This is a genomic window from Yersinia aldovae ATCC 35236, from assembly GCF_000173735.1.
Classification (GTDB): domain Bacteria; phylum Pseudomonadota; class Gammaproteobacteria; order Enterobacterales; family Enterobacteriaceae; genus Yersinia; species Yersinia aldovae.
This window is the reverse complement of sequence record NZ_ACCB01000021.1, coordinates 37,863-62,462: the sequence shown is the minus strand read 5'-3', so window position 1 is coordinate 62,462 and position 24,600 is coordinate 37,863. Positions and strand designations below refer to the sequence as shown.

Genomic DNA, 24,600 nt, shown 5'->3' with positions numbered 1-24,600 from the left:
CTACGCACAGTATTACCCAAAAATGCAGACTCAGCCCATGTTCAAACAGCTATTGTTTGGTTGCGAGCAGTGAAAGGCCACAGTAGAAGGCAGCCTTAGCGTGATTACTGAATTATTTAGCGAACCTCTCAGCCTCTTCTCGAGTAGTAATAAAACTTTCGCCAAAGCCAATCGCAATCAAAACACCCACAATGTAGCCTATCAACTTACTGTTTAAAATTTTCTTATACATGAAAGGAAAAGTCATTCTATGCCCTTTTAGCCTTTGATAGAAGACCCACATATACCGGTATTTCCTCCGTGTCCAACACGGTCTATATACACCTAAAACTGCTTGTGTTTATACCAAATGCCTTTCACTTATATAAAACTTAGCAATCCGAATATGATCCCAAGCGGTAGTCGCGTTGTGCAATGGCTTGTTTTAAGCTCGGTGAAGTGAGAATTTCCAGTTCAGTCAATCGGGGATAACAGTAACTACTGGTTAATAAAATATTATCGATAAGTGCCGGGTGACACATTATCTCTAACGAATTAACTCCACGTTGTTCGGCTAATTCCAACCGCTGTAAAAACAGTTGTTCTGATAATTCCTTGCCATAGAAACCCGCATCGAACCACTCGCTGCTGCGAGGATTATTGAGCGTAACACCACGTTGTTGTACTTCGTCACGATCAATACGCAGTGGCAGGGATTTTTCGCGGGCAAAGGCCTCAACCAACGGGTAAATTTGCGGTAACATATGCACATGATGATGACTGTCAATATGCGTTGGTCGGCGGCCAAAAACCTCAACAAACTTGTCAAGCTGAGCTGTCAATTCTTGCGCTATCTCATCCAGATTCAACTCTCGGGCTTCAGCTCGCTGCCACAACCATTTGCCCAACTTACCTTTATCATCAACTAAAGATGGCATCGCAGTTAATGGCTGACCATAGGTTAGTACAAAGTGCAGCCCTATCGGTAAGCTGGGATTTTGTGCGCTGAGTTCCGCTGCATGATAAATACCCGCACAGTTCATCATCGCCGTAGTCGATGAGACAATACCATGCCGGAACGCATCAATAATGCCGTAGTTTTGCCCCTTGCTCAGACCGAAATCATCAGCATTAACAATAAGTAACTTTTCCATTGATGACACCTTATAAATACATTCCGATAAAGATAGCGGGCCGGAAAACTAATGAGACAACTCCTCTCCGACACAGTAAAACTTCTTGCGGTAATTCCCTGGAGTGAAGGAGGTGAGTTTCTTAAAGTTTTTGATAAATAACGTGGTATCGCTATAACCCGCTTCAAAGGCAATATCCGAGACTAAATAGTTCGTGACTTCAAGTTGGGTTTTAGCGAAATTAATTCTCATTTCATTAATAATTTGCATCGGTGTTTTTTGATAATAACGCCGCGTCGCTCGAGTAAGATACTCTTGAGTTTTTCCGGAAAGCTCGACCATATTAATCAGCGCTTTCTCACCAAACATCGATTTATCGTGCATTTTATCGACAGTACTCTTCAGCCACTGCGGAATATCATCGTTAGTTTCGGTTTCTTTATAGTGGCTGATACGGTTAGTTACGTAAAATGTCAGTAGCTCGACCAGTTCAACAAGCTCATCTTCACGAAAATGCGGAGCAGAAATCGCTGATTCAATATAGGAAAGAAAATTACCTTTCAGGCGGTATGCCTGCGAAGCCACAATGGGGCGTGACAATAAATGAAAATAGTGCTCTTCAAAGAAGGCTTTACTGATCCCAACGTTCAAAATGCGTGTTGCACCATATTCGTAGAAACTTTGATGATGGGAACCCAAGGGGATAAAAACAAAATCGCCACGTTCTAAAAAGACTCTTTTTCCATTAACTTCCTGGTAGCACATGCCGGTTAATATTAAGGTATATTCATAATAATCATGCTGATGTAAGCCGGTGGCACTTTCCGTTTTATTATAAATAAATAGATGGAATTCCTTTCCGTTAAAAAAGTCTTTTTGACGTACTAATCTGACGTCCATCTTATTTACCTTCACTCTATCGTTCAAAATAGCCGATATTCCGTACCAATATCAGTGCATTTTTTGGTGTAATTCAATCAACTCGACAATCAATTCCCGAGCTAACATGGCGTTCATCAAATGGTCTTGTGCATGGACTAATACCAGCGTGACTTTGGTTTTCCCTTCGCCCTGATCAGCTTCAATCAGTTGAGTCTGAACCAGATGCGCTTCGTTCAACGCAAGGCGAGATTGTGCCATCAGTTCATCGGCTTGTACAAAATCACCGGTTTTGGCGCTTTTCAGTGCCTTGTAAGCGAGGCTGCGTGCCTGACCAGCATTGATAATCAAGCCCATGACCACATTTTCCAGCGCATCGCTCTGTGCTGCGCTATCAGTAATAGAATCTAAATCAAACATCTTATCTCTCCGTTAATTGAAACCATTTTGCCTGGCCACATCCGCAAACCAATAGCCGCTTTTCTTCAGTATCCGAGTCTGGTCGACGAGATTCAATCGGACTAAGCCATAGCGATTTTTATAAGCATTAAGCCACGACCAGCAATCGATAAAAGTCCAGAGATGGTAACCTTTGCAATTGCAGCCCTCCTGTAGCGCCCGATGTAGCCATTTCAAATGATCGCGAATAAAATCAATGCGATATTGGTCATCAATCATGCCAGATGGCGTAATAAACTGCTCTTCCCCTTCCACTCCCATCCCATTTTCTGAGATATAACAGGGGATATTGCCATAATTGTCTTTCAAATCTTTCAGAATGTCGTACAGCCCTTTCTCATAGATTTCCCAACCACGATGAGGATTTATTTTCCGCCCCGGCATCGAGTAAAAACTGAATAAATCTTCCGGTGTTTGCACTTGCCCTGGCTGCGGCTGGGCGTCCAGTGCCTGAACTCGTCTGGGCTGATAATAGTTAACACCGAGCAAATCCACCGTTCCGCTGGCAATTAATTGGCAATCACCGGGGTCAATCTGTGGTAACAGTGAATATTGCTGTAACAATGCGATCAGTTCGTCGGGATATGCTCCTTTGGTCACAGGATCAAGAAAACTTCTGTTAAGCAGTAGATCAGCACAGTTGGCGGCAGCCCTATCTTGCTCACTGTCTGAGCGCGGATAGGTCGGGGTAAGATTTAAAATAATACCGATAGCCCCGCCCTGCTCCAGTTTCCGATACTCTCCTACCGCTTTGGCGTGAGCCAGTACACTGTGATAAGCCACCGTCACCGCACGGCTAAAATCAGCGATACACGGATAATGCAGGTCATTCAGATATCCGGCTTCAACCGGCACTACCGGTTCATTAAAAGTAAACCAATGTTTAACGCGATCACCGAATAAGGTAAAGCAGAGGTTAGCATAGCGAGCATATGCGTCAACGACCGCTCGACTTTCCCATCCCCCTTTATATTGCATGCACAGTGGCATATCAAAATGATAGAGGTTAATAAACGGAGTAATTCCATTAGCCAATAAAGTATCAATCACCGCGTTATAAAAGGTGACGGCTTGGGGATTAAGCTCGCCATCACCACTGGGAATTAATCTAGACCAGGAAATAGATGTTCTGAAGGTGTTATGCCCAAGTTGTTTTAACAGCAAAATATCTTGCTGATAATTATCGTAAAAGGTGGAGGTGGTTTCAGGGCCGATTTCACCATGAAAACGTTGCGGTGCAATTTCATACCAGTAATCGAAAATATTTTTGCTTTTACCGTCCTGCAGTGACGCGCCTTCAGATTGCGTCGCTGAGGTGGCGCTTCCCCACCAAAAATCATCGGAAAATTGATATTTCATTCCAACCTCCACACCGGTACGACAAGGGCTACTCATTAAAATTTCAGGCTATTAGCCACGTCTTCTTCACTTTCAACGTCATTATCAATCACGCTCTGCGCTTTATTGGCAATAATCACGAACGGCAGATACATCAGTGTGGCAATCCCTAAGTTGAATAAACTCAATAACATCGCGGCAATACTGCCGTTAGTATTAAAGAATGCGCCTAACCCAACCGGCATGGTCCAAGGGGCAATATTGGTGATTGGCGGAATAAAGCCAGTGTAATAAGCCACTGAAGTGATAATCGCTAATACAGGCTGAACCAAAATGAACGGTATAAAGAACAGCGGGTTCATAATGACAGGTAAGCCAAATAAGATTGGTTCGTTAATCTGGAAAATACTCGCCGGAGCACCCAATTTTGCCACCTGACGATAATCTTCGCGACGGGAGGCAATAAAGATTGCGATAACTAAACCCAGTGTGGCCCCTGTACCGCCTAAGAAGATATAGGAGTCAACAAACGGCTTGGCCCACATATGGAACTCTTTGCCGGCAGCCATCGCGGCGGCGACTGAACCATATTGGGTATAAGTGGCTACGTTTTCCAAGGCAAATGGCATCATGATGCCACTTTCCAATGCAGAGAGGGCCATTGCACCGTGTATCCCGAAAAACCACAGCAGCGAGGAGAACATGACATACACCCAACCCACCACACTGCCCATTTTCGATAACGGAGCCGAGATGGTATCCATAATGATCTGGTGGAAGTTGGTGCCGTATAATCCGAGGGTATAGGCCAATATGCCCATAATGGAAAGAATGATAAATCCGGGAATTAATGCCGAGAATGAACGGGAAACAGAGGTTGGAACGCTATCCGGCAGGCGGATGACCCAGTTACGGCGCACGATAAAGGTAAAGACCTCTGCTACCACCAAGCCAATGATAATACCGGATATAATATTGGCCCCCCCCAACCAATTAGCCCCCACCGCATAGGCTTCACCCACGCTGTACGGAGTGACCGTCATAAAGGCCGCGATCGCCAGCAACGCCGCAGCCAGAGGATCAACTTTCTTCTCTTCAGCCAAGGCCATACTGATAAAGAATGGTGTCATTAACGACATAATACCGAGCGTACCATTATAAACGTTGCCACCAATTCCTTTAAAACCATTCAGCATAGTTATTGTATCAGCGTCTAATCTTACGCCCATTGAGAAGAAAAATGACCCTTCACCAAAACTTAAGAACACATTATTGATAAGAACGAACATGGCCCCGGTCAGGGTTAATGGCATCAACCGGATAAATCCATTTTTGATGGCATTGATGTGTTGCTGTCTGCCTATTTTAATAGCAAAAGGCAAAACAACCTTTTCCAGAGAATTAATAAATGCGCTCACAGTGATCCCCTTATTGTTTTGTCTTTTTTTATTGCGGCCACAGCTGCTTTTAATACCCCCAAACCATCTACCTTGCCGTAGAGAAGAGTGTCGATCACTTCAACCGGCTTATTCGGATACATTTTTGATATTTCAGGTAGCATATAAGCTATCTGCGGCCCCAGAAGGATCACATCTGCATCAGTACCACGTTCCGCAGCCAGCGCTTCTGGGTAGGCATTGATGATCACGGGTACTTCATATTTTTCCGCCTGCACTTTCATTTTAGAAACCAGTAGCGAGGTGGACATACCGGCAGAACAAAACAGATAGATCTTTTTCTTTTCCATACCAACACCTTTTGAAGTTCAAAAGACACGAGTGATTCATATGCCAGTGCAATGGTGAAATTCCCTTTATCTTTGTTTCATTGCCACCTTGCCCATCCCCATTGTTTCTGGTTGTCGTCAGTATACGGCGTTGATAGATAAGACAGTAATTCGCGGCCTACCACAATCGTCTCTCATTGACTTCCTACATTGATGACGTTCACATTTCTCAGCGATTAGAATGTGATGTTTATCGCAAAATTGTTTATTTTTTTGCTTGACGAATTAAGTTTAAATCATTTGTATTTCATATGGTTAGTTTTTATTTTTAGATCTCGATGTAGAACATTCAACAGTAAAAACAATAAAAGTTCAGATGAGGATAAGTTAGGGAAATTTATCTGTTTGGCAAATTTTTCAACTGTTTGAAGTGACAGAGAAAACGGTGGCCGGAATCACTCCCCGATTTAATCGACAGTATGTAGAACATCGCCCGATAGACGTCGTGAGCCGACAACAGCGAATAGCTGATTCTCCCTTAATACTCTAAAGTTAACGGGTGATTGCACATTTATGGAGTGGCGGATGACAATATTTGGGAATAATACACTGGGTTACAGCTTGTCAGGATTATTACTCGGCGTGTTTATTTCGATGTCTACGCTTGCAGCCCCGGCACTGACAGTAATGGAATTACAGAATGGGCTAGATCACCCTTGGTCACTGGCATTCCTGCCCGATAACAGTGGCATTTTGATCACTGAGCGATCAGGTCAACTGCGCTTGTGGCAGCAAGGGAAGAAACTGTCTGAGCCACTAATCGGCGTGCCGCCAGTGTATGCCAACGGACAAGGTGGCCTACTAGAAATCGCATTATCACCGAATTTCGTTCAAGATCACCGCATATATCTGAGTTTTGCAGAAGTTGGTCTGGATGGTAAAGCAGGCACAGCTGTGGGATATGGCCGTCTTAATCCACAGCATACCGCCATTGAGAATTTTAAGGTGTTGTTCCGTCAGCAGCCGAAACTGTCTACCGGAAACCATTTTGGTGGCAAACTGGCTTTCGATGAACAGGGTCATCTGTTTATTACTCTTGGCGAGAATAATCAGCGCCCTACCGCGCAAAACCTGAGCCTACATCAAGGTAAAATCGTGCGGCTGACCCTCGATGGTAAGGTACCTACAGACAATCCCTTGGTGAATAAATCATCGGCCAGACCTGAGATCTGGTCCTATGGTCATCGTAATCCGCAGGGGCTGGCGCTGAACCCGTGGAGTGGTGTGATGTGGGAAAATGAACACGGCCCTAAAGGGGGTGATGAGAACAATATCCCACAAGCTGGCAAAAACTATGGCTGGCCACTGGCGACACATGGCGTTAATTATTCGGGTTTGCCGATCCCTGAGGCCAAGGGTGCCTATGTGGACGGTACTGAGCAACCGGCTTATTACTGGGAGATCTCGCCTGGTATCAGCGGGATGGCATTCTATAATGCAGATAGATTTCCGACATGGAAACATTCACTGTTTATTGGCGCACTGGCACAAAAAGAGTTGATTCGTTTGCAATTAGAGGGCGATAAAGTGATTGCTGAAGAGCGTCTACTGAGCGAGCGAGGCGTGCGCATCCGTGATGTCCGCGTCGGGCCTGACGGCTATGTTTACCTGTTAACAGATGAGAGTGACGGTAAGTTACTGAAAATAGGTCTTACCGCAGTTAAATAACCATCTTACGGTTAGATGCTGGCTATTAATTAATAAATTATAATACCGAAGTGCTTCCCGAAGTTATATTATATATCGTTGACCTCATCTATTTATACTACAATTATTCCTATTGTGATGGATAGCTATAAGGATATTATTATGACTGCAATCGATATAATGTGGGTAGGGCTTGGAGGAGGTGTCGGCTCGATTTTACGATGGTGGATAGGACTCAGTGCAGGCAAAATATATAAAGGAAATTTCCTCTCGGTACGTTTCTTATCAATATTTCAGGTGCATTTGTCATCGGCTACCTGAGTATTCTATTCAGTGTTGACTGGCGTGATCGCTATGGTGATGTAATGAATGCTGCGGTATTAACCGGTATTTTAGGCGGCTACACCACCTTTAGTAGTATGCAATTAGATGCGGCAAAACTTGCTACCGCACGAGGCAGAGCCATTGCTGCCGGCTATCTAATTATTTCTGTAGTCGTTGGTCTGGCAGCTGCGGCATTTGGCGCATGGTTGGCTTATTAATCAGAAAACTAATTTATTAATCGGAGAGAGTTATCATGCCAAATCTTGTTATTCTGGTTTTTGTCGGTGGTGCTTTTGGTGCGATGTGTCGTGAGTTTATTATGCTGTTAGTACCAAGACTGGCAGATGGTTTCCCAATGGATATTTTCATCGCCAATATAATTGCGGCATTCTTATTGGGGTTAGCGACCTCTTTCTTTAAGAATGGGAAGATCAACCAATATGTGCATCTGATGGTAGGCACAGGAATTATGGGAGGGCTTTCAACATTCTCCAGTTTTGTATTCGGTGCCGTCGAAATGATGAAAACTCCCACTGGGGTTTTAGTCTCAATCTGTTATTTGGTCACCAGTCTTATTGTTGGTTTTATTGCTATAGAGTTAGGTTTAATGATCGGGACAAAAGAAAAACCTAAAGATCCCCCGGCAACGGCCTAATAATAACGGCATTAACATCGTCGTCGTGAGATAGAAAATAAAACGCCCTCGATATGAGGGTGTTCAGCATAAATACACCCAAGTAACAGATACCAGAATTAATCCAGCTTCACGCATTTACCAAAAAACATTTCAGTAATAAGGTCATTATTGATAGTATCGCCATTCAAGGTTCTAACCAACAACTCACTTCCCAATAACGGCAATGAGAACACCATATCAGGGTTAACTCGTTTCACTTTCTGCATATTCTGAGTTTCATTGACTAATGCCAATGTCTTAGTGAACTCACCAGCAATTTCTTTCGCTGCCAGAATAGTGAAGGTGTTATCAGCATCACTATTGCATAGCGCAATAATATATTTAGCCTTAGCTGCACCTGCTAATTTCAATGTGGCAACTGAGGAAGGGTCGCCTTCGATAATATCTGCATTGGCAGGAAAACCGTGCTGTTCTCCCACTGCGCACACTACCGTGACATCATCACCACGGTCACGCAGACCGTTATATACATTCAGCGCCAGAGAGTTGGTACCGACAATAATAAAATGATTTTTACGTTCCACGTGAGATATCCTACCTTTAACTATCCGTTTGATATTATCACTGATAATTGGCCCAGCAATAGAAGCCACTGAAGCAGCAAAGACCGTGATACCAGAAATAATTACTGTAAGCGTAAACATCCGCGCCAGCGTGGTATGCGGGATAATATCCCCAAAGCCCACGGTCGACATACAAACAATTGCGAAATAAAAAGCCGTAGGTAAATCAGTGACTACCGGCGAGAATTGATCACCGATATAAAGGGTGCCCAACATGCTATAGACAATCAATGAAGCAATACTGACGATAGCAAAGAACGTAGCACTGCCGAGACTATAATAATCAAACTTACGCCAATAAAAGAGTAGAGCCAGCATAACTATGCTGGAATACGTCGTGAGGCTATTATGATCTTTAAGAATATAGAGATTGATAATAACAATGGTAAACAGTAACAATACCGAGAAAAACCATGCCGTGCGCACTTTCATCGATAATGAAAATGCCATAAATATCAATACCAGACCGATCATAAAACGTGGTATTTCGAATAGTTCCAGAAAACTGAGCGCATCCTTCCAAGTGCTGAAATTATTTATTGCATCGGTTGAGTGAGAGATTGCTCGATGGAGTACGGGGCTTAAAATAAGATACCCATTAATGGCTACCAATATAGCCAAAAAAATGGGGATCGATAACTTAGACTTAATTTCCTGTAATATTTTCATCAATAGAGTGACTAAAATTGTTATAGGTAACTTAAGTATAGATAAAAAAACCACAAAGATCATGGATGAATTTAATTGTTTTTGATTATAATCAAATGACAATTCGTTAATTTTACAAGCATCCAAATCGCAATATTAATTTTACATCTTGTAAAGTTATCCATACTCAATAACAAGTGAAATGACAGGGTAACTGTTGGCATTAATGATTTTTTGGTTAATAATATAACGGTATCTGGCATATCATAAATGCTAGTGTTCGTAGACTTGAGTGATATCTATCACCCTTAATTTAAGTATCTTAAATATCTAATCATATTTAACAGATAAATAAGGAAATAAGCATGTCCTACAAATCACTTCGTAATATTGCATTGACTGGTTTACTGCTTTCAGTTGCTGCAACTTCTTTTGCAGCTACTCCCACCGCGACTAAAGCAACCGGTACAACCCCCAGTGATATGACCTGCAAAGAATTCCTGGATCTGAATCCTAAGTCATTTACTCCGGTAGTTTATTGGGTATTAAATGATGATACTCAGTATAAGAAAGGTGATTATGTTGATTTTCATGAGACTGATACAATAGTGACGCCCAAAGTGGTCGAAGTCTGTAAAAAATCACCTGAAAGCAAACTCTCTGAAATAAAGCAGGATATCTTAGGTTTTGCTAAAAAACATATGTAACCTGTCAATATAGACCTTACAAAAAAGGTGCTTATTAAGTTAATTTAAGCGCCTTTTTTATTAAATTGTAAATTAACGATTAATACTTAATTTATCATAACCACGAACATAATAATTAATTGCGGAAATTAACCAGCACAATATGAACATACCAATGATCCAGTAACCTATCTCACCTAAGCTTCCACTAATATTATTAATCGGTGTCCAAATCCCTCCAGTTAGATTCATTTTATCTGCAATTAATCCCAATACTTCAATTCCGCCGATAAAGAAAGCAATAATCACGGAAGCTGCCGTGATGGTAATGTTATAGTACAATTTCCGTACCGGTTTGGAGAAAGCCCAACCATAAGCTCCGATCATCACAAAATTATCAAGTGAGTCGACCAATGCCATGCCCGCAGCAAATAAAATTGGAAATACCATAATCGACCACAAATTCATGCCATGAGCTGCACTGGCTGCGGAAATACCCAATACGCCCACTTCTGTGGCGGTATCAAAACCTAAACCAAATAAGAAACCGACTGGATACATATGCCAACTTTTATTGACCATATTAAATACACGTCTGAAGATTCTGGCTAATAGACCACCATTATTCACAACTAAAAGATCAAGTTCTTCTTCTTGATAGACATGGCCTGCTTTGACTTTTTTGAATTTTTTATAGACTGAAATTAGGATGGTTAAATTAAGAAAGGCGAATAACAGTAGAAACACCGATGACACCAGCGTACCAATCAAACCTCCGGTTTCACGAAACCACACCATATCATTTTTGAACGCCATCGCTGTTGCGGCAATCGCTAGTGAAGCTAATATCACAATGGTGGAATGGCCGAGCGAGAAAAAAGTGCCAACGGCAATCGGTGTTTTACCTTGCTGCATCAGTTTACGGGTGACATTATCGATAGCCGCAATATGATCCGCATCGACGGCATGTCGCAAGCCAAAGCTGTATGCCAAAAAGGCCATTCCCATGAGTACCGCATTGTTATTAAACTCACTAAAAGCCCAAACCCAAGCCAGTCCATTAACAACCAATAAACCAATAAGCAGGTAGATGGCGCGACATTTAGTTTGCTGATTACCAAACGCCACTCTTTTTTCTGTCACTGTTGTCATGTTCGCACTCCAGATTATTATCAACCGTCCTGCGGATAAAATGTTCAGAACAAAGCGTCCAGAGTGAAATAGTTATTGTCGATGTGCTGGCATCACATCTTTATTAGGAACCAGAAATAGCCATGAGGCTAAAACAAACGGCATGGTCAGGGTTGGAATACCAATGGGTGACAATAAAGTATTCATAGCCCCCTGCACCAACACAGTAAAAATAACCCCCACGATGGTGTAAGTCAGAACACGCCAACTGGGTTGATTAAAGGTTGATCCTAAAGCAATTGCGGTTAATACGGCGCTAAAAGCATAAAGCCCGGCATGAATACTGTGAGGGCTGGCATCGAGAAAAGCAGCGGTAAAGATCGCTAATAACGCGCCTAAAAGGGCAAAGATGGCGGCCCATAAAGATTCAACAGCTAATCCGATAACAAATATAATCCCTCCGACCAAGCTACTGAATAGAAACACCTGAGAAATACCGTTAAACATGCTGACAAAAACATTGCCACCACCAAAAATGGTGCCGGGCTCAGAGATTAATTGTTGCGGCAACGTCGGTGTCGGTAAGCCACTGCTATGCAAACCGGTAAAGGCATAGCTGGCGAGTAAAATCATCCAGGTCGTGAAGACGAAGGGGGCGGTCAATGCCGCAACTTTCCAGGTTTTTAAAATATCGGCAATACACACAGTAGCGATCACGGACACGATACTACCCAACACAATGCAGGCCCAGGCCACCGGAGTAGCCACTAAAAATGTGGGCAGAGCTGCGCCCACCAAGCACCCATTGTAGCCATACAGCCCTGCGCGCCATGATTTACGGTCGCGCATGGCTAAGCCGGTGAGAGTAGCAACGATGGTGCCTAAAACACAGCCATAGGCCACCGCCGGGCTTCCTTCACCATAAGCACCAACAAATATGGCAATAAAGAAGAGTAACCCAGTCAGAGGGTTATTCTGAAACATGACTTGAGCACAGCCGCGCAGCGTTGTATCGATAAATTCAATGAAAACATTCGAAGCACACAGTTGTGCCCAGCCGAATTGATTGCCCGTTTTCGCGTTCATTATTTTACCCTTCTAACTTGAAGCCGCAACTGTATTAGCTGCACTCACTTATCGTTGCACCCATCTATTGTTGCACCCATCTATTGTTGCAACGATGTTTTGCTGCAACGCCAATACTTTTGGGCAACACCTTAGCGCCACAAGAATTTCTCCGGCAATGTCACGCCGAGAATTTCCTCACGGGCTATCTTCCAAAACTGTCGAATTTCGTTCTTAACACCGGCGCTATCAATTCCCAGTGCTTTAAACACTAATCCGCAATCATTCGGTAAGCGTGTCGCTCCGCTGGCGATACCACCTTTGACATCAAAATGGGCAGGAACCCGCGCCAGAATGCGGTCGTGATGCTCTTTGGGCGTGAGTAAAATCACGTTGCCGAACACATCAAATGTCTGCATTACCCCGATGGCATCAAGGCTCTCTGACTTCGGCTCCAGTACATACTTTTCAACAAACAGCTCTTTACCTGTGGGCTGTTCTTTACCCAAAAAAACGTGTGCCGCCACTCGGGAGGAATAAACATCAAAACCGAATCGTTCGTCCGCATGGTGATATTTCCGCCCAGACATCAGCACTTCTGAATAAATCGCCGTCGCCGTAGGATGAATATTAATGGTGGTATCAGTAATAAAACGCGAATTACGATGTGGAATCAGCGGGTCTGGTATAAATTCCAGATAACCCCCCTCTTCCACCGTAAAATGCTGTATCTGCGAGGCATAGTTGGCATTCATCATATGAACTTTGGTCGCCGACTGCGTGGTGACATGGGCGCACGCCCCCTCCTCGACAATCACGTCAGTGGCCAGACGGTCACCTTGCAGAATACACCCTGACGTCGAAATCATGGTGATACACGGCAGTTCGGGCATTTCTTCATCCCAGTACAGTGCTTTTTGCACCATTGAGGGCACCCGCCGCTCCATTTCCGCCAAAATACTACGATGCTCACGTTTGGCGAATCTCAGTTTGAGATAGCCACTTTTCCCTACCGCTCCGCTACGCATCTGCGCCGGTTCGTCCTGATACTTCGCTAATTCCGGCGCGTTAACACCCAATGCGTGAGCGCGAACCCGTGAAGGAGTCTCCACGATATTCTTGCTCTGCGAGGTCATGCGTTGGCTCCTTGAGGCTGGACGTGAGTAAACAGGAAATCACGCATAATCATATCCACCAGCTCTTCAATGCCTTGCCCGGTTTTGCAATTGGTCAGGATATAAGGGCGCTCACCACGCACCACTTTGGTATCACTTTCCATCACATCCAGGCTGGCCCCCACATAAGGCGCAAGATCGATTTTATTGATAACCAGAATATCTGCCTGAACCAAACCAGGGCCATTCTTACGTGGGATTTTTTCACCTTCAGCCACATCAATAACATAGATATAGAAGTCTGCCAGTGCCGGGCTGAAAGTCAGTGTCAGGTTGTCACCGCCACTTTCAATCATGACTAAATCGCTTTCAGGAAAGCGCTCTTCCATCTCTTCTACCGCAGCAATGTTCATACTGGGATCTTCGCGCACCGCAGTATGTGGGCAAGCACCGGTTTCTACCCCAAGGATCTTCTCTTCATCCAGAATACCTTTCAGGGTGCGTTTCACCTGTTTGGCATCCTCGGTGGTGACGATATCGTTGGTAATGATCAGTGGTTTGATACCCCGCTTGATCAAAATAGGTGTAATGACTTCGATAATGGCGGTTTTACCTGAACCTACCGGGCCACCAATACCAATGCGGGTGATCTTTTTACGTTTATCGGTTGAATGGCTATTCACGGGGTTATCCTCTTAATTTTATCTGATATCAACGATGTGCCTGGTTAACAAACGCGCCCAGCACTCAGAATTCGTGTTCGATCAACCAGTTATTGATCAATCAGTTACTAAAGAGACGAACATGTGCTTTGACATGTACCGCCGCCAGAACATCCACAATCGGGACATAAGAAGACATCTGCTCGATATCGCCGATTTCGGCAATATCACAGAACTTCTCAATATCATGGTTCAACTCAAACAAGATATGTTGTGTGTCAAAGTGAGTGACGCGCATTAACCGCATCGCCGCACTCAAGATAGTCATCGCGACACCGTATTGGTGCATCACCACCACCTCTCGCTGCCCTATTCCCTGTGCTGCCATCACCACTGCCTGAGTCACAGGATAGGTTCCCGCCGTATTGCCACTTTTTATCTGTTCCAGCCACCAACTGATCAGCGGGTGCTGCACCACATGGATTGACATTTCCGCCAGTTTTTTCCCCATTCGGGTTGCCATCAGGCGGCTTTCTTCATTCAACTTACGGTTATTCACCGCCCAATCAGCGCGAATAATGCCATCGCGTTCATTAGCCATCACCGCACGATGGGCAGCAACCACCCCCATGCCATCACAACTGGCTGCTTGTTTCAGCGCCGTCAGAACAAAGCCTTTTAACGTCGGTACATCTCGCACGACGCCAGTTTGAATGGCAGACTCCACGCCATTGGAAAACGTGAAGGCCCCGACCGGCAGCACGGAATCACCAAATTGCATAATACGAATCAGATCTGATGCATTCATTACGGTGCCTCATTGCCTGAATCAGTGTTTATGATCGTGGTCGTGATCGCCGTGACTATGGCTGTGGTCATGGTCGTGATTATGCGAATCTCCATCACCGTGGGAGTGAATAGCGTGAATATGTAAACCAGAGCCATGAGGTTCATCCAGAGGGCTGGCAACATGAACATGGGTATCGCTGTCCTCGGCACCACCAAACAGCAGACGTGCTTCAGAGTTACTGAGCTGCGGTAAAATCTCTCCGCCTTTGACAAAACGGAAAGGCAAATGCTGGAAACCATGCGTTCTCATCACTGAATCCATCATGGTGGTGGCAACGGTTAGTGGCACGTACACTTCGTTATTCTTGGTGACAGCTTTCCAGTGCTGGTTCCCCAGCGCATGGCCAAGTTCAAAACAGGTTTTAATTAATTCATCCGGTGAACGGCTTTTCAGTTCACTTAAATCAATCACCATCACATCACGCAAATTGATTTGCACCACGACGGCAACGTTGGTTTCTTCATCCCAGGCCAACACATCGCCATCGGCAAGCACCACGTTTCGGTCAAGAGAAATACCCAGATCCAGCCCATGAGTGGTGGATTTGCGGCAGCGGCTTTTCTGCGCTTCCCGCTGATCCAGCACTAACAGATCCAGAGTGGCATGTTTAAGTTTTTCCTGCCAAACCGGATCTTTTTTACATTACCCAGAACGTGCTCGATCAAAATCATATTATTGATTTTTTGCATCATAAGACTCCTTGCATAGCTTCATCGCCAACAGCCGCCGCCCGTAGCCATGAAATCCGTTTCGATGACACCCTTCCCAGAGAATATCTGCCTCCGTACTGGGAACGGAGTGATACTGACTACAGGCGAGCTGGATTAATGCTCCTACATCGGATTAACCAAAGCTTTTATTAACCAAAGCTTTTATTAACCAAAGAAATAGCGCTGGTTCATTGACGCCGTTTCTATCGGCTCACAGGTGGCGTGTACCCCATCCACTTTCACCGCAAAGGTTTCTGGATCAACTTCAATGTTTGGCATTTGGTCATTACGCACCAGATCACGTTTGGAGATGGTCCGGCAGTTCTTAACCGCGATAACCTGACGATCCAATCCGGCTTTCTCTTTCACACCGTCATCCAGTGCCGCCTGAGAAACGAAGGTGACACAGGTGTCTTGCAGGGTTTTTCCCATTGCGCCAAACATTGGGCGATAGAACACCGGTTGCGGAGTCGGTAATGAAGCATTTGGATCACCCATTGCCGCCCAGTTGATCATGCCGCCTTTGATAACCATTTTAGGTTTCGCCCCGAAAAAACGCGGATCCCACAGTACCAGGTCAGCCATTTTGCCCACTTCGACGGAGCCGATGACATGGCTGACACCCTGTGCGATTGCGGGGTTGATGGTGATTTTTGCCACATAGCGCAGTACGCGGAAATTATCGTTACCCGGCGCATCTTCCGGCAACTTTCCGCGTGAGGTTTTCATCGCGTTAGCCGTTTGCATCACACGCAACCAGTTCTCCCCGACACGCCCCATCGCCTGCGAGTCACTGGAAAACATAGAGATAACCCCCATATCATGCAGCACGTTTTCTGCCGCGATGGTTTCCGGCCGCACACGGCTTTCAGCAAAGGAGACGTCAGCCGGCACGTTCGGGTTGAGGTTATGACACACCATAATCATGTCGAACAACTCAGCCTGGCTGTTGACGCCGTATGGCAGGGTTGGGTTAGTCGAGCTTGGCAGTACGTTAGGCTGGCTGGCGACACGAATGATGTCAGGTGCATGCCCCCCACCGGCACCTTCGGTATGGAAAGTATGGATAGTGCGGCCTTCAAAGGCATCAATAGTGTCTTCTACGTAGCCACATTCGTTCAAGCTATCGGTATGAACCGAAACCTGAATATCCATTTCATCCGCCATTCTCAATGCATGGCGCAGAGCATTAGCGGTCGCCCCCCAGTCTTCATGGACTTTATAACCCACAACACCGGCAATAGCCTGCTCCAAGAGTGGGCCACGCCCGTAGGAATTCCCTTTTCCCAGAATGCCGACGTTAACCGGCAGACCTTCGATGGAGCGCAGCATCTGGCGAATATTCCACGGCCCCGGTGTGACTGTCGTCCCGTTAGTGCCGTCGGTTGGGCCAATGCCGCCACCGAAGAAAGTTGCAACACCATTAGACAGCGCATGGTACGCCTGCTGTGGTGAGATCAAATGAATGTGGGTATCAATACCAGCGGCAGTGAGAATCAAATGCTCACCGGAAATAGCATCGGTACTGACCCCCACCACCATGCCGGGCGTCACCCCATCCATCACCCCGGGGTTACCACTTTTACCGATACCGGCAATTTTACCGTCGCGGATACCGACGTCAGCTTTAATCACCCCTAAACGGGCATCCACAATGGTGACGTTGGTGATAACCAAATCCAATACACCGTTATCGCGGGTCAGATGGTTATTTGCGCCCATCCCGTCACGCAGCGATTTCCCACCACCGTACACCGACTCTTCACCATATCCACGCAGGTCTTTTTCGATTTCGATAAATAGATTGGTATCACCCAAACGTATTTTATCGCCCGTAGTTGGGCCAAATAGACCCGCGTATTCTTGCCGAGAAATTTGAGGCATCTGTCGCTCCTTTCTTTTTCCGGTGCGTGTAACCTTCATCTTTCACGTTGCAGGTGTATTAGCGGCCCGCGCTCACCCGAATCACTTACCGGTGTAAGCTCATCGGACTCTCTCGTTTGCCACCTTCCTGAAACTTGAAATCTATTGGGTATAGCTAATTACACGTATGCGAATTTCGATGATTTTTAGTTACATAAGGCGTTATTTAGATGATTTAAAACCACGTTCAGCCGCACGACGAATAGCCGCCAGTTTATCCGGGCGTTCACTGTTAGGTACCACGCCGTCACCAGTCCAGCCATCCACCAGGTTATTGAAACCATACAGCGTTTGTTTGCCGCCAAAAGGAATCAGCGGAACTTCGGTTTCATCGCCGGGTTCAAAACGGATTGCGGTGGTGGAAGAGATATTCAGTCGTTTGCCATAAGCCGCCGCACGGTCAAACTCCAAGGCGCGGTTAACTTCAAAGAAATGGAAGTGCGACCCCACCTGAATTGGCCGGTCACCGGTATTACGGACTTTCACTTTGGTAACAGGCTTATTTTCATTAAAGGTAATCGGTGTATCGGCTAAAATGCAGCCTCCGAGCGGAGTATTCTGTTCTGCATTATCTTTACTGCTTTTCTTTGCGCTCATGCTTTAATCCTCTGCAATAATCAGTTCAGGTTTTTACTCGCATGTTGCCATCATTTATTTGATTGGATCGTGTACGGTGACCAAACGGCTACCATCGGTGAAAATCGCTTCAACCTGAACATTTGGAATTAGATCAGCTACCCCGTCCATCACATCATCTTTGGTGAGAACTTGACTGGCTTCTTTCATCACATCTTCTACCGATTTGCCATCTCTGGCACCTTCCATCGCGGTCACGGTAATGATTGAAACGGCTTCCGGATAATTGAGTTTCAAGCCGCGGGCTTTACGTTTGAATGCCACATCAGACAGCGTATAGATCATGAGCTTTTCAACTTCTCTTGGGGTGAGCTGCATAAGCCCTCCTGTTTATGTTAAGAAAGTGAAAGTGAGAAAAAGAACCTACTCGTTCTGTAACTTGCTGGCCTATACAAGGGTCACCCTTGTCGTTACTGACTAATCATTGTGACCAATAAATACGATGACGGGTAAAGGATAGGCCACCAAGACGCGCTACTTTGAATATTTCAGAATTAAGCACAACCTCCTGTCTAACTGATTAGGTCTCATACTGAAAATTTATTTTAAATAACAGTAAGGTAGACGAATAACATCCCCCACCCAATAAGTTTGCATGATAAATAAGTCTTGAAAAAATATTCTTATCGTTTTTAGTTATTTTATTCAACAGGAGAGTACAGGTAAGTAATATTTATTTACTAAAAAATGGTTACTGATTATATACACAGTAGATCATCTGCAGTTTGGCCTGTTAAATTTTCGTTTTCCATAGCCACTAAATTCCTTATTCCTTATTCCTTATTCCTTATTCCTTATTCCTTTAGAATTCGGCATGAGATGCTTGTAACAGGGATTAGCGTAAATCAACGCATAGCTATAAAGAATCGATTCCAATTAATATAGGCTAAAATTTAGAATTTTCACCATTAATTATCAATTTAACATCAAATGGTCTAAAAACAATTGACCACAAATAAAATAACTATTAAAATCAATTGAATAAAGAAAAACTCACAAGATTTGATGCTAATCAAGAAGTAGCTACAATGATATTAAACATTAATAACCGGAGTTTTAATTGATATTTTTCAGCGAGAAATAACCACCATAAATTCCAGGGAAAATTATCCAAACAGAATTTTCAACAACTCAACTTTGACTAACAGTATAAATATAGATTAATTAGTTAATTTATTAAACCATATCCTACCTTAATGGAATAAAAAGAGATAAATACTGAAATTCATTACTGTAAATTTTTATGAGCAACAGGTTAAATATCTTCCCTCTAGCTCGATATTATTATTTTCTCAAATAACCAATAACATGATCTCAATCAATAAAAATGTAACTCAACTAAAATAAGTTCAGCACACTCAGTAATTATCACATCAGATTATTATTAATAATAGTAGCTTTAATTACCCTGTAATTTCTGGCTATTATTTAGCAGGTTATTCACATCGCCAGACCAAGGTGGGTTTTCACATAGCAAGATGCCTTATTTTCTTTTTCCGGTATCCATATACGTGAACACACTTTGTCTAATAAGGACTTATTGTGGCTGAAAACAATTAGCCCCAATGGACGATGCGCGGCCTCCGCCAATAAAACTTGCCAAATCTTCGCCTGAACATGCGCATCCAATTGTGCCGTCACCTCATCAGCAATCAGATAACGCGTCCGTGGGTCGAGTGCTCGTAGCAAAGCAATGCGCGCCAGTTCCCCTCCCGATAACTCATCTGGGCGGCGTTGCAACCAAACAGGATTAATCACCATGCGCTCAAGCCAATGAGCATTGGGGTTCCAGGCATCGCGCAGACTCTCACCGGTAGTTCGATAAGGATTGAAGCTCTGTTCCGGATGTTGGGGAACAAGTTGAATCGGGCAATAGCCTTTCTTTTCAAGTGGTTTTCCTGCAATCAGAATTTGCCCCGATGTGGCAGATTGCCATTGTGCCAATACCCTGCCAAGAGTGGTTTTACCGAAACCACTGGGAGCCGAAATACCTAAGCGCTCACCTGCGGTCAGAGAGAATGAGATGCCATCCCATAGCCGTTTCCCGCCTTGAACCACCGTCAGGTTATCGACACTAAACATATTCGGCCACCTCAGCCTGCGAGCTGATAAATTGTTGCTCCGGTAATGCCGCCCATAATGATTGTAGCCACGGGCTACCCCCGTTATTTTTCAGTTCATCTGCACTCAATGTTTCATGCAGTTTACCCTGATGTAACACGGAAATTTTATCGGCAAACCGTGCCGCCAGCGCCAAATCATGTGTCACCCACAAAATACCGCGCCCTTGTTGGCAGAAGGCCCGTAGATGGGTCAGCAACTGGCAAGCATGCTCATCATCGAGCCACGAGGTCACTTCATCGGCCAAAATATAGCGAGCATGGGTCAGGGTTGCACAACTGGTCAGCACCCGTTTTGCCATACCGCCTGAGAGTTGCCGTGGGAAATCATGTATTAGCCCCGGCGCAAGATTATAGGTTTGCAGCTGCATCGCGACATCCTCCAGCCGCAGTTTTACACCGCTAAGCTGGGCTGCTCGGGTCATTTGTGAACCCACTTTAATCAAGGGATTCAGGGCACTGACGCCTTGAGGAACGTAACATAAGGTTTTACCGCGCTGCTCGGCTTTATCGCGCGCACGCAACACCTCGCCATCGAGCATTATTTCGCCGTGGCAGCGCATATTATCCGGCAGTAAACCGAGCGCACTTTGCAGTAACAGGCTCTTGCCCTCGCCACTCCCCCCCACTAATGCGACCAGTTCCCCCGGATTCACCTCCAGCGAGATATTACTCAGCAATGGGCACCAGGTTTTTCGCCCCAACCAGCGGTAATGAGCGATATCAATAGCAAACTGGTCAAACTTCAACATCAGGCTATCCTCACCCAGAGTTGCTGTAATGATCGTGCGAATTGATCGAATATCAACACCAATCCGACCAGAATCAGACCTGGGAAAAATGCTAACCACCATGCACCGCTACTCAGATAACGCAATGCATCGGCCAATAATATTCCCAGCGACGGCTCATGAGGTGCTAATCCAAAGCCGAGAAAACTAAGTGCTGCGCTGTGCAATACCGCATGAGGAAACATCAGCAGCGTACCAACAATCCATTGTGGCAGTAATAACGGTAGCAGATGGTGACGCCAACGGTAAAAATGACTGTTACCCAGCCGATGAGACAGCATGACGTAATCTGTCTCACGAATACGCAAGATTTCCGCACGCAAAATCAAGGCAAGTTTTGGCCAATGAGTCAAGGCCACCGCCAGAATCACCCCGTGTTTCCCGCCCCCCAGAGTAAAGCAGATCAACACCAGTAGCAGCAGGTGGGGCAATGCCAACAGGCTGTCAATCAGCCCGCGAATCAGGTAATCCAGCGTTCTATTGACCGCACACAGGCTGGCAGTGAACATCGCCAACAGGCCACTGGCAAAGGCGGCAATCAGGCCGATTTGCAAGCTGGTGGTCATTCCCTGAAAACAGCGCAGCCACAAATCACGCCCCAAGCTATCAGTACCAAACCAATAAGTGATGGAAGGTGGCTGCCGCCGCGCCATTAAATCCATTGGAACTTCAGCGGTATAAATCACCCAACCATAAACAATCAGAATGGATAACAGTGTCAGAGAAACAAAGAGTCGGAACAAAGCCCGGTTCGGGTTATAAGTCATGATTGCCGCGCAGCTCCCCGATTCAGGCGGTGCAACAGGCCATTAGCGACACTGTTACCGCAAAAAACCAAGATGGCGCAAAACATCACAATCCCCATTAACAGCGGAATGTCACCATGTAATCCGGCATCAATTGTGGCCTGCCCTAGCCCCGGATAGGCAAAGACCTTCTCGGCTAGTAATGACCCACCTAATAATTCACCCACCGAGGCAAATTGCAGACACAACGCGGGCGTAATAGCATGACGCAGAATATGAAAATTCACCAAAGGCCAGCCTTTGTCGCCCTGCGCTTGTGCATAGCGAATAAATTCGCTGTTCATCACCTCCGCTACTCTGGCGCGGGTATGTAGGGCAATATTACCCACACCCAATAATCCGAGAGCCAGCATTGGTAGGATCAAATGATGCAATTTATCGCCCCAACTGGCGGTTGTGGCATTGCTGCCGGGCGTCCAGGCACAGCAAATCGGTGCCCAGTTAAGTTTGACGGCAAATAATGACAGTAGTAATAGACCTATCCAGAAAGTCGGCAATGAAGCTAATAAATAGGACAGACTTGAGATAATACGATCCGGCCAGCGATTGAGATAACGCCCCGCAGTCAACCCCAGTAATAACCCAAGCACGCCTGAGAATAACCACGCCGATAATAGCAAGGCAAACGACGTCGCGAAGCGCTCACCGATAACCTGCGACACCGGCGCGTTGTACAGCATTGAATAGCCCAGATCCCCTTGCAATACTTGCATAAACCAATGGAGAAAACGTTGCCACAATGGTAAATCCAGCCCCCAACGCGCCGCAATCAGCGGATATTGCTCCGGCGGTACATGCAGCAAATCACTGCCAATATAGGCGCGTATTGGGTCAACTGGGGAGAAACTCAGCAGCGTAAAGGTGCCCACAGCCGTGACCAGCAACAGGCAGACTAAACGCAAGGTAAAGAGTGAAACCCCTTTCATTACTGGCAAGTCCATTTCCAGCTATCAAGGCTATTAAGCAGTGACCAGGAGCCGTGGATTTCCGGCGCACCTTTGCCTAAATCGACACAATTATTGGCCAGATAGGTGTGCTGGACATTAAGCAACCACGCCCAAGCCGCATCGCCTCGAATACCGGTACCGGTGGTGCCGTCCCAATCCACTTGCTGCCAAAATGGTACGGCTTGCTCCCAAGTTTTGGCATCCAGCGCTTGTTGCAGATGTTTATCCACCACTGGGTTTTGGTAGTAGCCCGGATTATAATATTCCACACCCGCGGCTTTGCTGCTGTAGTGGTGATACAACTCCATCGGGTCGAGGCTGCCCCAGCCAAACAGCGTCGGGTTGGCGTGCATGTTCCGTTCTACCGTTTCCCAGCTACCGGATTTCAAATCAGCCTCAATGCCAATCGGTTTAAGCATGGAACGCAGCGCCTGCGCCAAATCACGGCGTGTAGCATCACCACTGGTATACCACAGGGTTATTTTTGCCGGTATACCATTTTTCTCTCTGATGCCCTGGCTGTTTACCACCCAGCCAGCTTGTTCTAATATCTGTTTGGCTGTTTCAATATCACCGTCGTTGATGGCAGAGTCAGGGTTATTCCACGGCAACCCCTGCACGCCGCTATAGGCGGGAATGGCATGGCCTTCCATGATTTGATCGGCAAGTAGCTGACGATTGATGGCGTAGTTAATCGCGCGACGAATGGCGACATCGGCGGTGACATCATTACCAATTGGGTAACCCTGTGCATCCTTTTTACCCGCAGGCGTGGTCGGGAACACGATGCCACGGTTTTCCACGCTCGGTCTGACCCATAATTTCATGTTATTAACCGGGCCAACTGCCATTGATGGAGGAATACGAACTACGTCTAACTGCCCACTTTGCGCGGCGGCAAAAGCGCTGTCCTCATCAAGAAACACAAAAATCAGCTTGTCGAAATCATTTTTATTGCCCGCATAGTAAGGATTCGCCTCCACAATCATCTGTTGACCGGGTTGGAAACTGATTAAACGGTATGGCCCAGCACCAACCGGGTTTTGCGCATATGTTTTTGCATTGTATTTATCCGCTGAAACAATACCCAGCGAACCCAACACGTTCACAAAGGTGCTTTGTGGCGCTTTCAGTTGGATACGAACATTAAGAGGATCAATATCTTCTGCACTGACGAAGTTACCCATATCAACCTTGCCGCCGCTGGCCGCCGCATTGTTGTAGGTAAAAGCCACGTCTTTGGCGGTCAGAGGTGAGCCGTCGGAGAATTTGAGGTCAGGTTTGAGTGTCAGAGTCCAGGTTTTGCCGTCATCACTGGTTTTATAATCGCTCAGTAAAAAGCCATTCCAACTGAGATCTTCATTTTGTTTTAATAATGGGCTATGCAGCAGCAGATAACTGCCATGACTCCACCCGAGCATAGGGTCGAAACCTTCGGTTGGCTCGTCACCAATAGCCAGTTGCAGTGTGTGAGTTGTGGCACCGACCGGAGCTGCAAAAGCACTCAATAAAGCGGCAGTCACCAACGTGTTGTGTAGCCATAGACGTTTAGACATTTATCATCCTTTGACAATTTAATCAGCGAATATAAGTCATTGCCTGTCAAGGCACAGATTCAACAAGTTATTAAGCGTAGCACTAAACATAAACATGGATAATATATGCTTTAATCAGCATCAATGACTTATTTTTACGCCAAGTTAAG

At 45.5% G+C, this 24,600-nt stretch carries 23 protein-coding genes and 2 pseudogenes; 4 read left to right on the top strand and 21 right to left on the bottom strand.

The window, feature by feature from the left end:
* Positions 1 to 371 precede the first annotated feature (371 nt).
* Genes chbG through YALDO0001_RS11340 form a run of 6 tightly spaced genes read right to left on the bottom strand, consistent with a single transcriptional unit; the run spans position 372 to position 5,535 of the window.
* Entirely contained in the window at positions 372 to 1,133 is a 762-nt protein-coding gene (gene chbG, locus YALDO0001_RS11365; RefSeq protein WP_004703259.1) for a chitin disaccharide deacetylase, read from the bottom strand.
* Positions 1,134 to 1,181: 48 nt separating this feature from the next.
* Entirely contained in the window at positions 1,182 to 2,027 is an 846-nt protein-coding gene (gene chbR, locus YALDO0001_RS11360) for a transcriptional regulator ChbR (RefSeq protein ID WP_261006269.1), read from the bottom strand.
* A 36-nt stretch (positions 2,028 to 2,063) separates the two neighbouring features.
* Complete coding sequence (chbA, locus tag YALDO0001_RS11355) at positions 2,064 to 2,411, bottom strand: PTS N,N'-diacetylchitobiose transporter subunit IIA (protein WP_004703255.1); 348 nt, start codon at positions 2,409 to 2,411, stop codon at positions 2,064 to 2,066.
* Positions 2,412 to 2,423: 12 nt separating this feature from the next.
* Entirely contained in the window at positions 2,424 to 3,809 is a 1,386-nt protein-coding gene (locus YALDO0001_RS11350; protein ID WP_042839862.1) for a glycoside hydrolase family 1 protein, read from the bottom strand.
* A 35-nt stretch (positions 3,810 to 3,844) separates the two neighbouring features.
* Positions 3,845 to 5,206 carry a PTS N,N'-diacetylchitobiose transporter subunit IIC gene (gene chbC / locus YALDO0001_RS11345; protein WP_042839860.1) on the bottom strand — a complete coding sequence of 454 codons (1,362 nt, stop codon included), beginning with the start codon at positions 5,204 to 5,206 and terminating at the stop codon, positions 3,845 to 3,847.
* Positions 5,203 to 5,535, bottom strand: a complete 333-nt coding sequence (locus tag YALDO0001_RS11340) for a PTS sugar transporter subunit IIB (protein ID WP_004703251.1) — start codon at positions 5,533 to 5,535, stop codon at positions 5,203 to 5,205. The genes chbC and YALDO0001_RS11340 overlap by 4 nt, the downstream gene beginning before the upstream one ends.
* 564 nt (positions 5,536 to 6,099) lie before the next feature.
* Here YALDO0001_RS11340 and YALDO0001_RS11335 point away from each other — a divergent pair.
* From YALDO0001_RS11335 to crcB, 3 genes and pseudogenes are all read left to right on the top strand, one after another.
* Positions 6,100 to 7,242 carry a PQQ-dependent sugar dehydrogenase gene (locus YALDO0001_RS11335; protein WP_042839859.1) on the top strand — a complete coding sequence of 381 codons (1,143 nt, stop codon included), beginning with the start codon at positions 6,100 to 6,102 and terminating at the stop codon, positions 7,240 to 7,242.
* 141 nt (positions 7,243 to 7,383) lie between these two features.
* Positions 7,384 to 7,763, top strand: a pseudogene (locus YALDO0001_RS11330) (fluoride efflux transporter FluC).
* A 35-nt stretch (positions 7,764 to 7,798) separates the two neighbouring features.
* Positions 7,799 to 8,200: a fluoride efflux transporter CrcB gene (gene crcB / locus YALDO0001_RS11325; RefSeq protein ID WP_004703245.1), complete on the top strand. Its 402-nt coding sequence runs from the start codon at positions 7,799 to 7,801 to the stop codon at positions 8,198 to 8,200.
* A gap of 98 nt (positions 8,201 to 8,298) precedes the next feature.
* On the opposite strand, the gene kch is transcribed toward crcB, so the two are convergent.
* Entirely contained in the window at positions 8,299 to 9,474 is a 1,176-nt protein-coding gene (gene kch / locus YALDO0001_RS11320) for a voltage-gated potassium channel protein (protein WP_042839880.1), read from the bottom strand.
* A 344-nt stretch (positions 9,475 to 9,818) separates the two neighbouring features.
* Between kch and hdeB the strand changes: the two genes are divergently transcribed.
* Positions 9,819 to 10,160 (top strand): acid-activated periplasmic chaperone HdeB, encoded by a 342-nt coding sequence (gene hdeB, locus YALDO0001_RS11315; RefSeq protein WP_042839858.1) that lies wholly within the window; start codon positions 9,819 to 9,821, stop codon positions 10,158 to 10,160.
* Positions 10,161 to 10,232: 72 nt separating this feature from the next.
* On the opposite strand, the gene YALDO0001_RS11310 is transcribed toward hdeB, so the two are convergent.
* The 14 genes and pseudogenes from YALDO0001_RS11310 to YALDO0001_RS11245 all read right to left on the bottom strand — a co-directional run bounded on the left by YALDO0001_RS11310 (position 10,233) and on the right by YALDO0001_RS11245 (position 24,451).
* Positions 10,233 to 11,291: a HoxN/HupN/NixA family nickel/cobalt transporter gene (locus YALDO0001_RS11310; protein ID WP_004703241.1), complete on the bottom strand. Its 1,059-nt coding sequence runs from the start codon at positions 11,289 to 11,291 to the stop codon at positions 10,233 to 10,235.
* A gap of 72 nt (positions 11,292 to 11,363) precedes the next feature.
* Positions 11,364 to 12,356 (bottom strand): urea transporter, encoded by a 993-nt coding sequence (yut, locus tag YALDO0001_RS11305; RefSeq protein WP_004703240.1) that lies wholly within the window; start codon positions 12,354 to 12,356, stop codon positions 11,364 to 11,366.
* Between the two features lie 131 nt (positions 12,357 to 12,487).
* Complete coding sequence (locus tag YALDO0001_RS11300) at positions 12,488 to 13,471, bottom strand: urease accessory protein UreD (RefSeq protein ID WP_042839856.1); 984 nt, start codon at positions 13,469 to 13,471, stop codon at positions 12,488 to 12,490.
* Positions 13,468 to 14,133 (bottom strand): urease accessory protein UreG, encoded by a 666-nt coding sequence (gene ureG, locus YALDO0001_RS11295; protein ID WP_004703238.1) that lies wholly within the window; start codon positions 14,131 to 14,133, stop codon positions 13,468 to 13,470. The genes YALDO0001_RS11300 and ureG overlap by 4 nt, the downstream gene beginning before the upstream one ends.
* A gap of 100 nt (positions 14,134 to 14,233) precedes the next feature.
* Positions 14,234 to 14,920, bottom strand: coding sequence for an urease accessory protein UreF (locus YALDO0001_RS11290; RefSeq protein ID WP_004703237.1), 687 nt, complete (start codon positions 14,918 to 14,920; stop codon positions 14,234 to 14,236).
* 21 nt (positions 14,921 to 14,941) lie between these two features.
* Positions 14,942 to 15,633: pseudogene (gene ureE / locus YALDO0001_RS11285) on the bottom strand (urease accessory protein UreE).
* Positions 15,634 to 15,837: 204 nt separating this feature from the next.
* Complete coding sequence (locus YALDO0001_RS11280) at positions 15,838 to 17,556, bottom strand: urease subunit alpha (protein ID WP_004703230.1); 1,719 nt, start codon at positions 17,554 to 17,556, stop codon at positions 15,838 to 15,840.
* A 201-nt stretch (positions 17,557 to 17,757) separates the two neighbouring features.
* Positions 17,758 to 18,192 (bottom strand): urease subunit beta, encoded by a 435-nt coding sequence (locus YALDO0001_RS11275; RefSeq protein WP_004703228.1) that lies wholly within the window; start codon positions 18,190 to 18,192, stop codon positions 17,758 to 17,760.
* Positions 18,193 to 18,246: 54 nt separating this feature from the next.
* Entirely contained in the window at positions 18,247 to 18,549 is a 303-nt protein-coding gene (locus YALDO0001_RS11270; RefSeq protein WP_042547974.1) for an urease subunit gamma, read from the bottom strand.
* A gap of 1,122 nt (positions 18,550 to 19,671) precedes the next feature.
* On the bottom strand, positions 19,672 to 20,313 hold the full coding sequence (locus tag YALDO0001_RS11265) for an ATP-binding cassette domain-containing protein (RefSeq protein ID WP_042839854.1): 642 nt from the start codon (positions 20,311 to 20,313) through the stop codon (positions 19,672 to 19,674).
* Entirely contained in the window at positions 20,306 to 21,103 is a 798-nt protein-coding gene (locus YALDO0001_RS11260; protein WP_004703222.1) for an ATP-binding cassette domain-containing protein, read from the bottom strand. The genes YALDO0001_RS11265 and YALDO0001_RS11260 overlap by 8 nt, the downstream gene beginning before the upstream one ends.
* Entirely contained in the window at positions 21,103 to 21,909 is an 807-nt protein-coding gene (locus tag YALDO0001_RS11255) for an ABC transporter permease (RefSeq protein WP_042839853.1), read from the bottom strand. Before YALDO0001_RS11255 ends, YALDO0001_RS11260 begins: the two co-directional genes overlap by 1 nt.
* Positions 21,906 to 22,874 carry an ABC transporter permease gene (locus YALDO0001_RS11250; RefSeq protein ID WP_082167954.1) on the bottom strand — a complete coding sequence of 323 codons (969 nt, stop codon included), beginning with the start codon at positions 22,872 to 22,874 and terminating at the stop codon, positions 21,906 to 21,908. The genes YALDO0001_RS11255 and YALDO0001_RS11250 overlap by 4 nt, the downstream gene beginning before the upstream one ends.
* Entirely contained in the window at positions 22,874 to 24,451 is a 1,578-nt protein-coding gene (locus YALDO0001_RS11245; RefSeq protein ID WP_042839850.1) for an ABC transporter substrate-binding protein, read from the bottom strand. Before YALDO0001_RS11245 ends, YALDO0001_RS11250 begins: the two co-directional genes overlap by 1 nt.
* Positions 24,452 to 24,600: the final 149 nt, after the last annotated feature.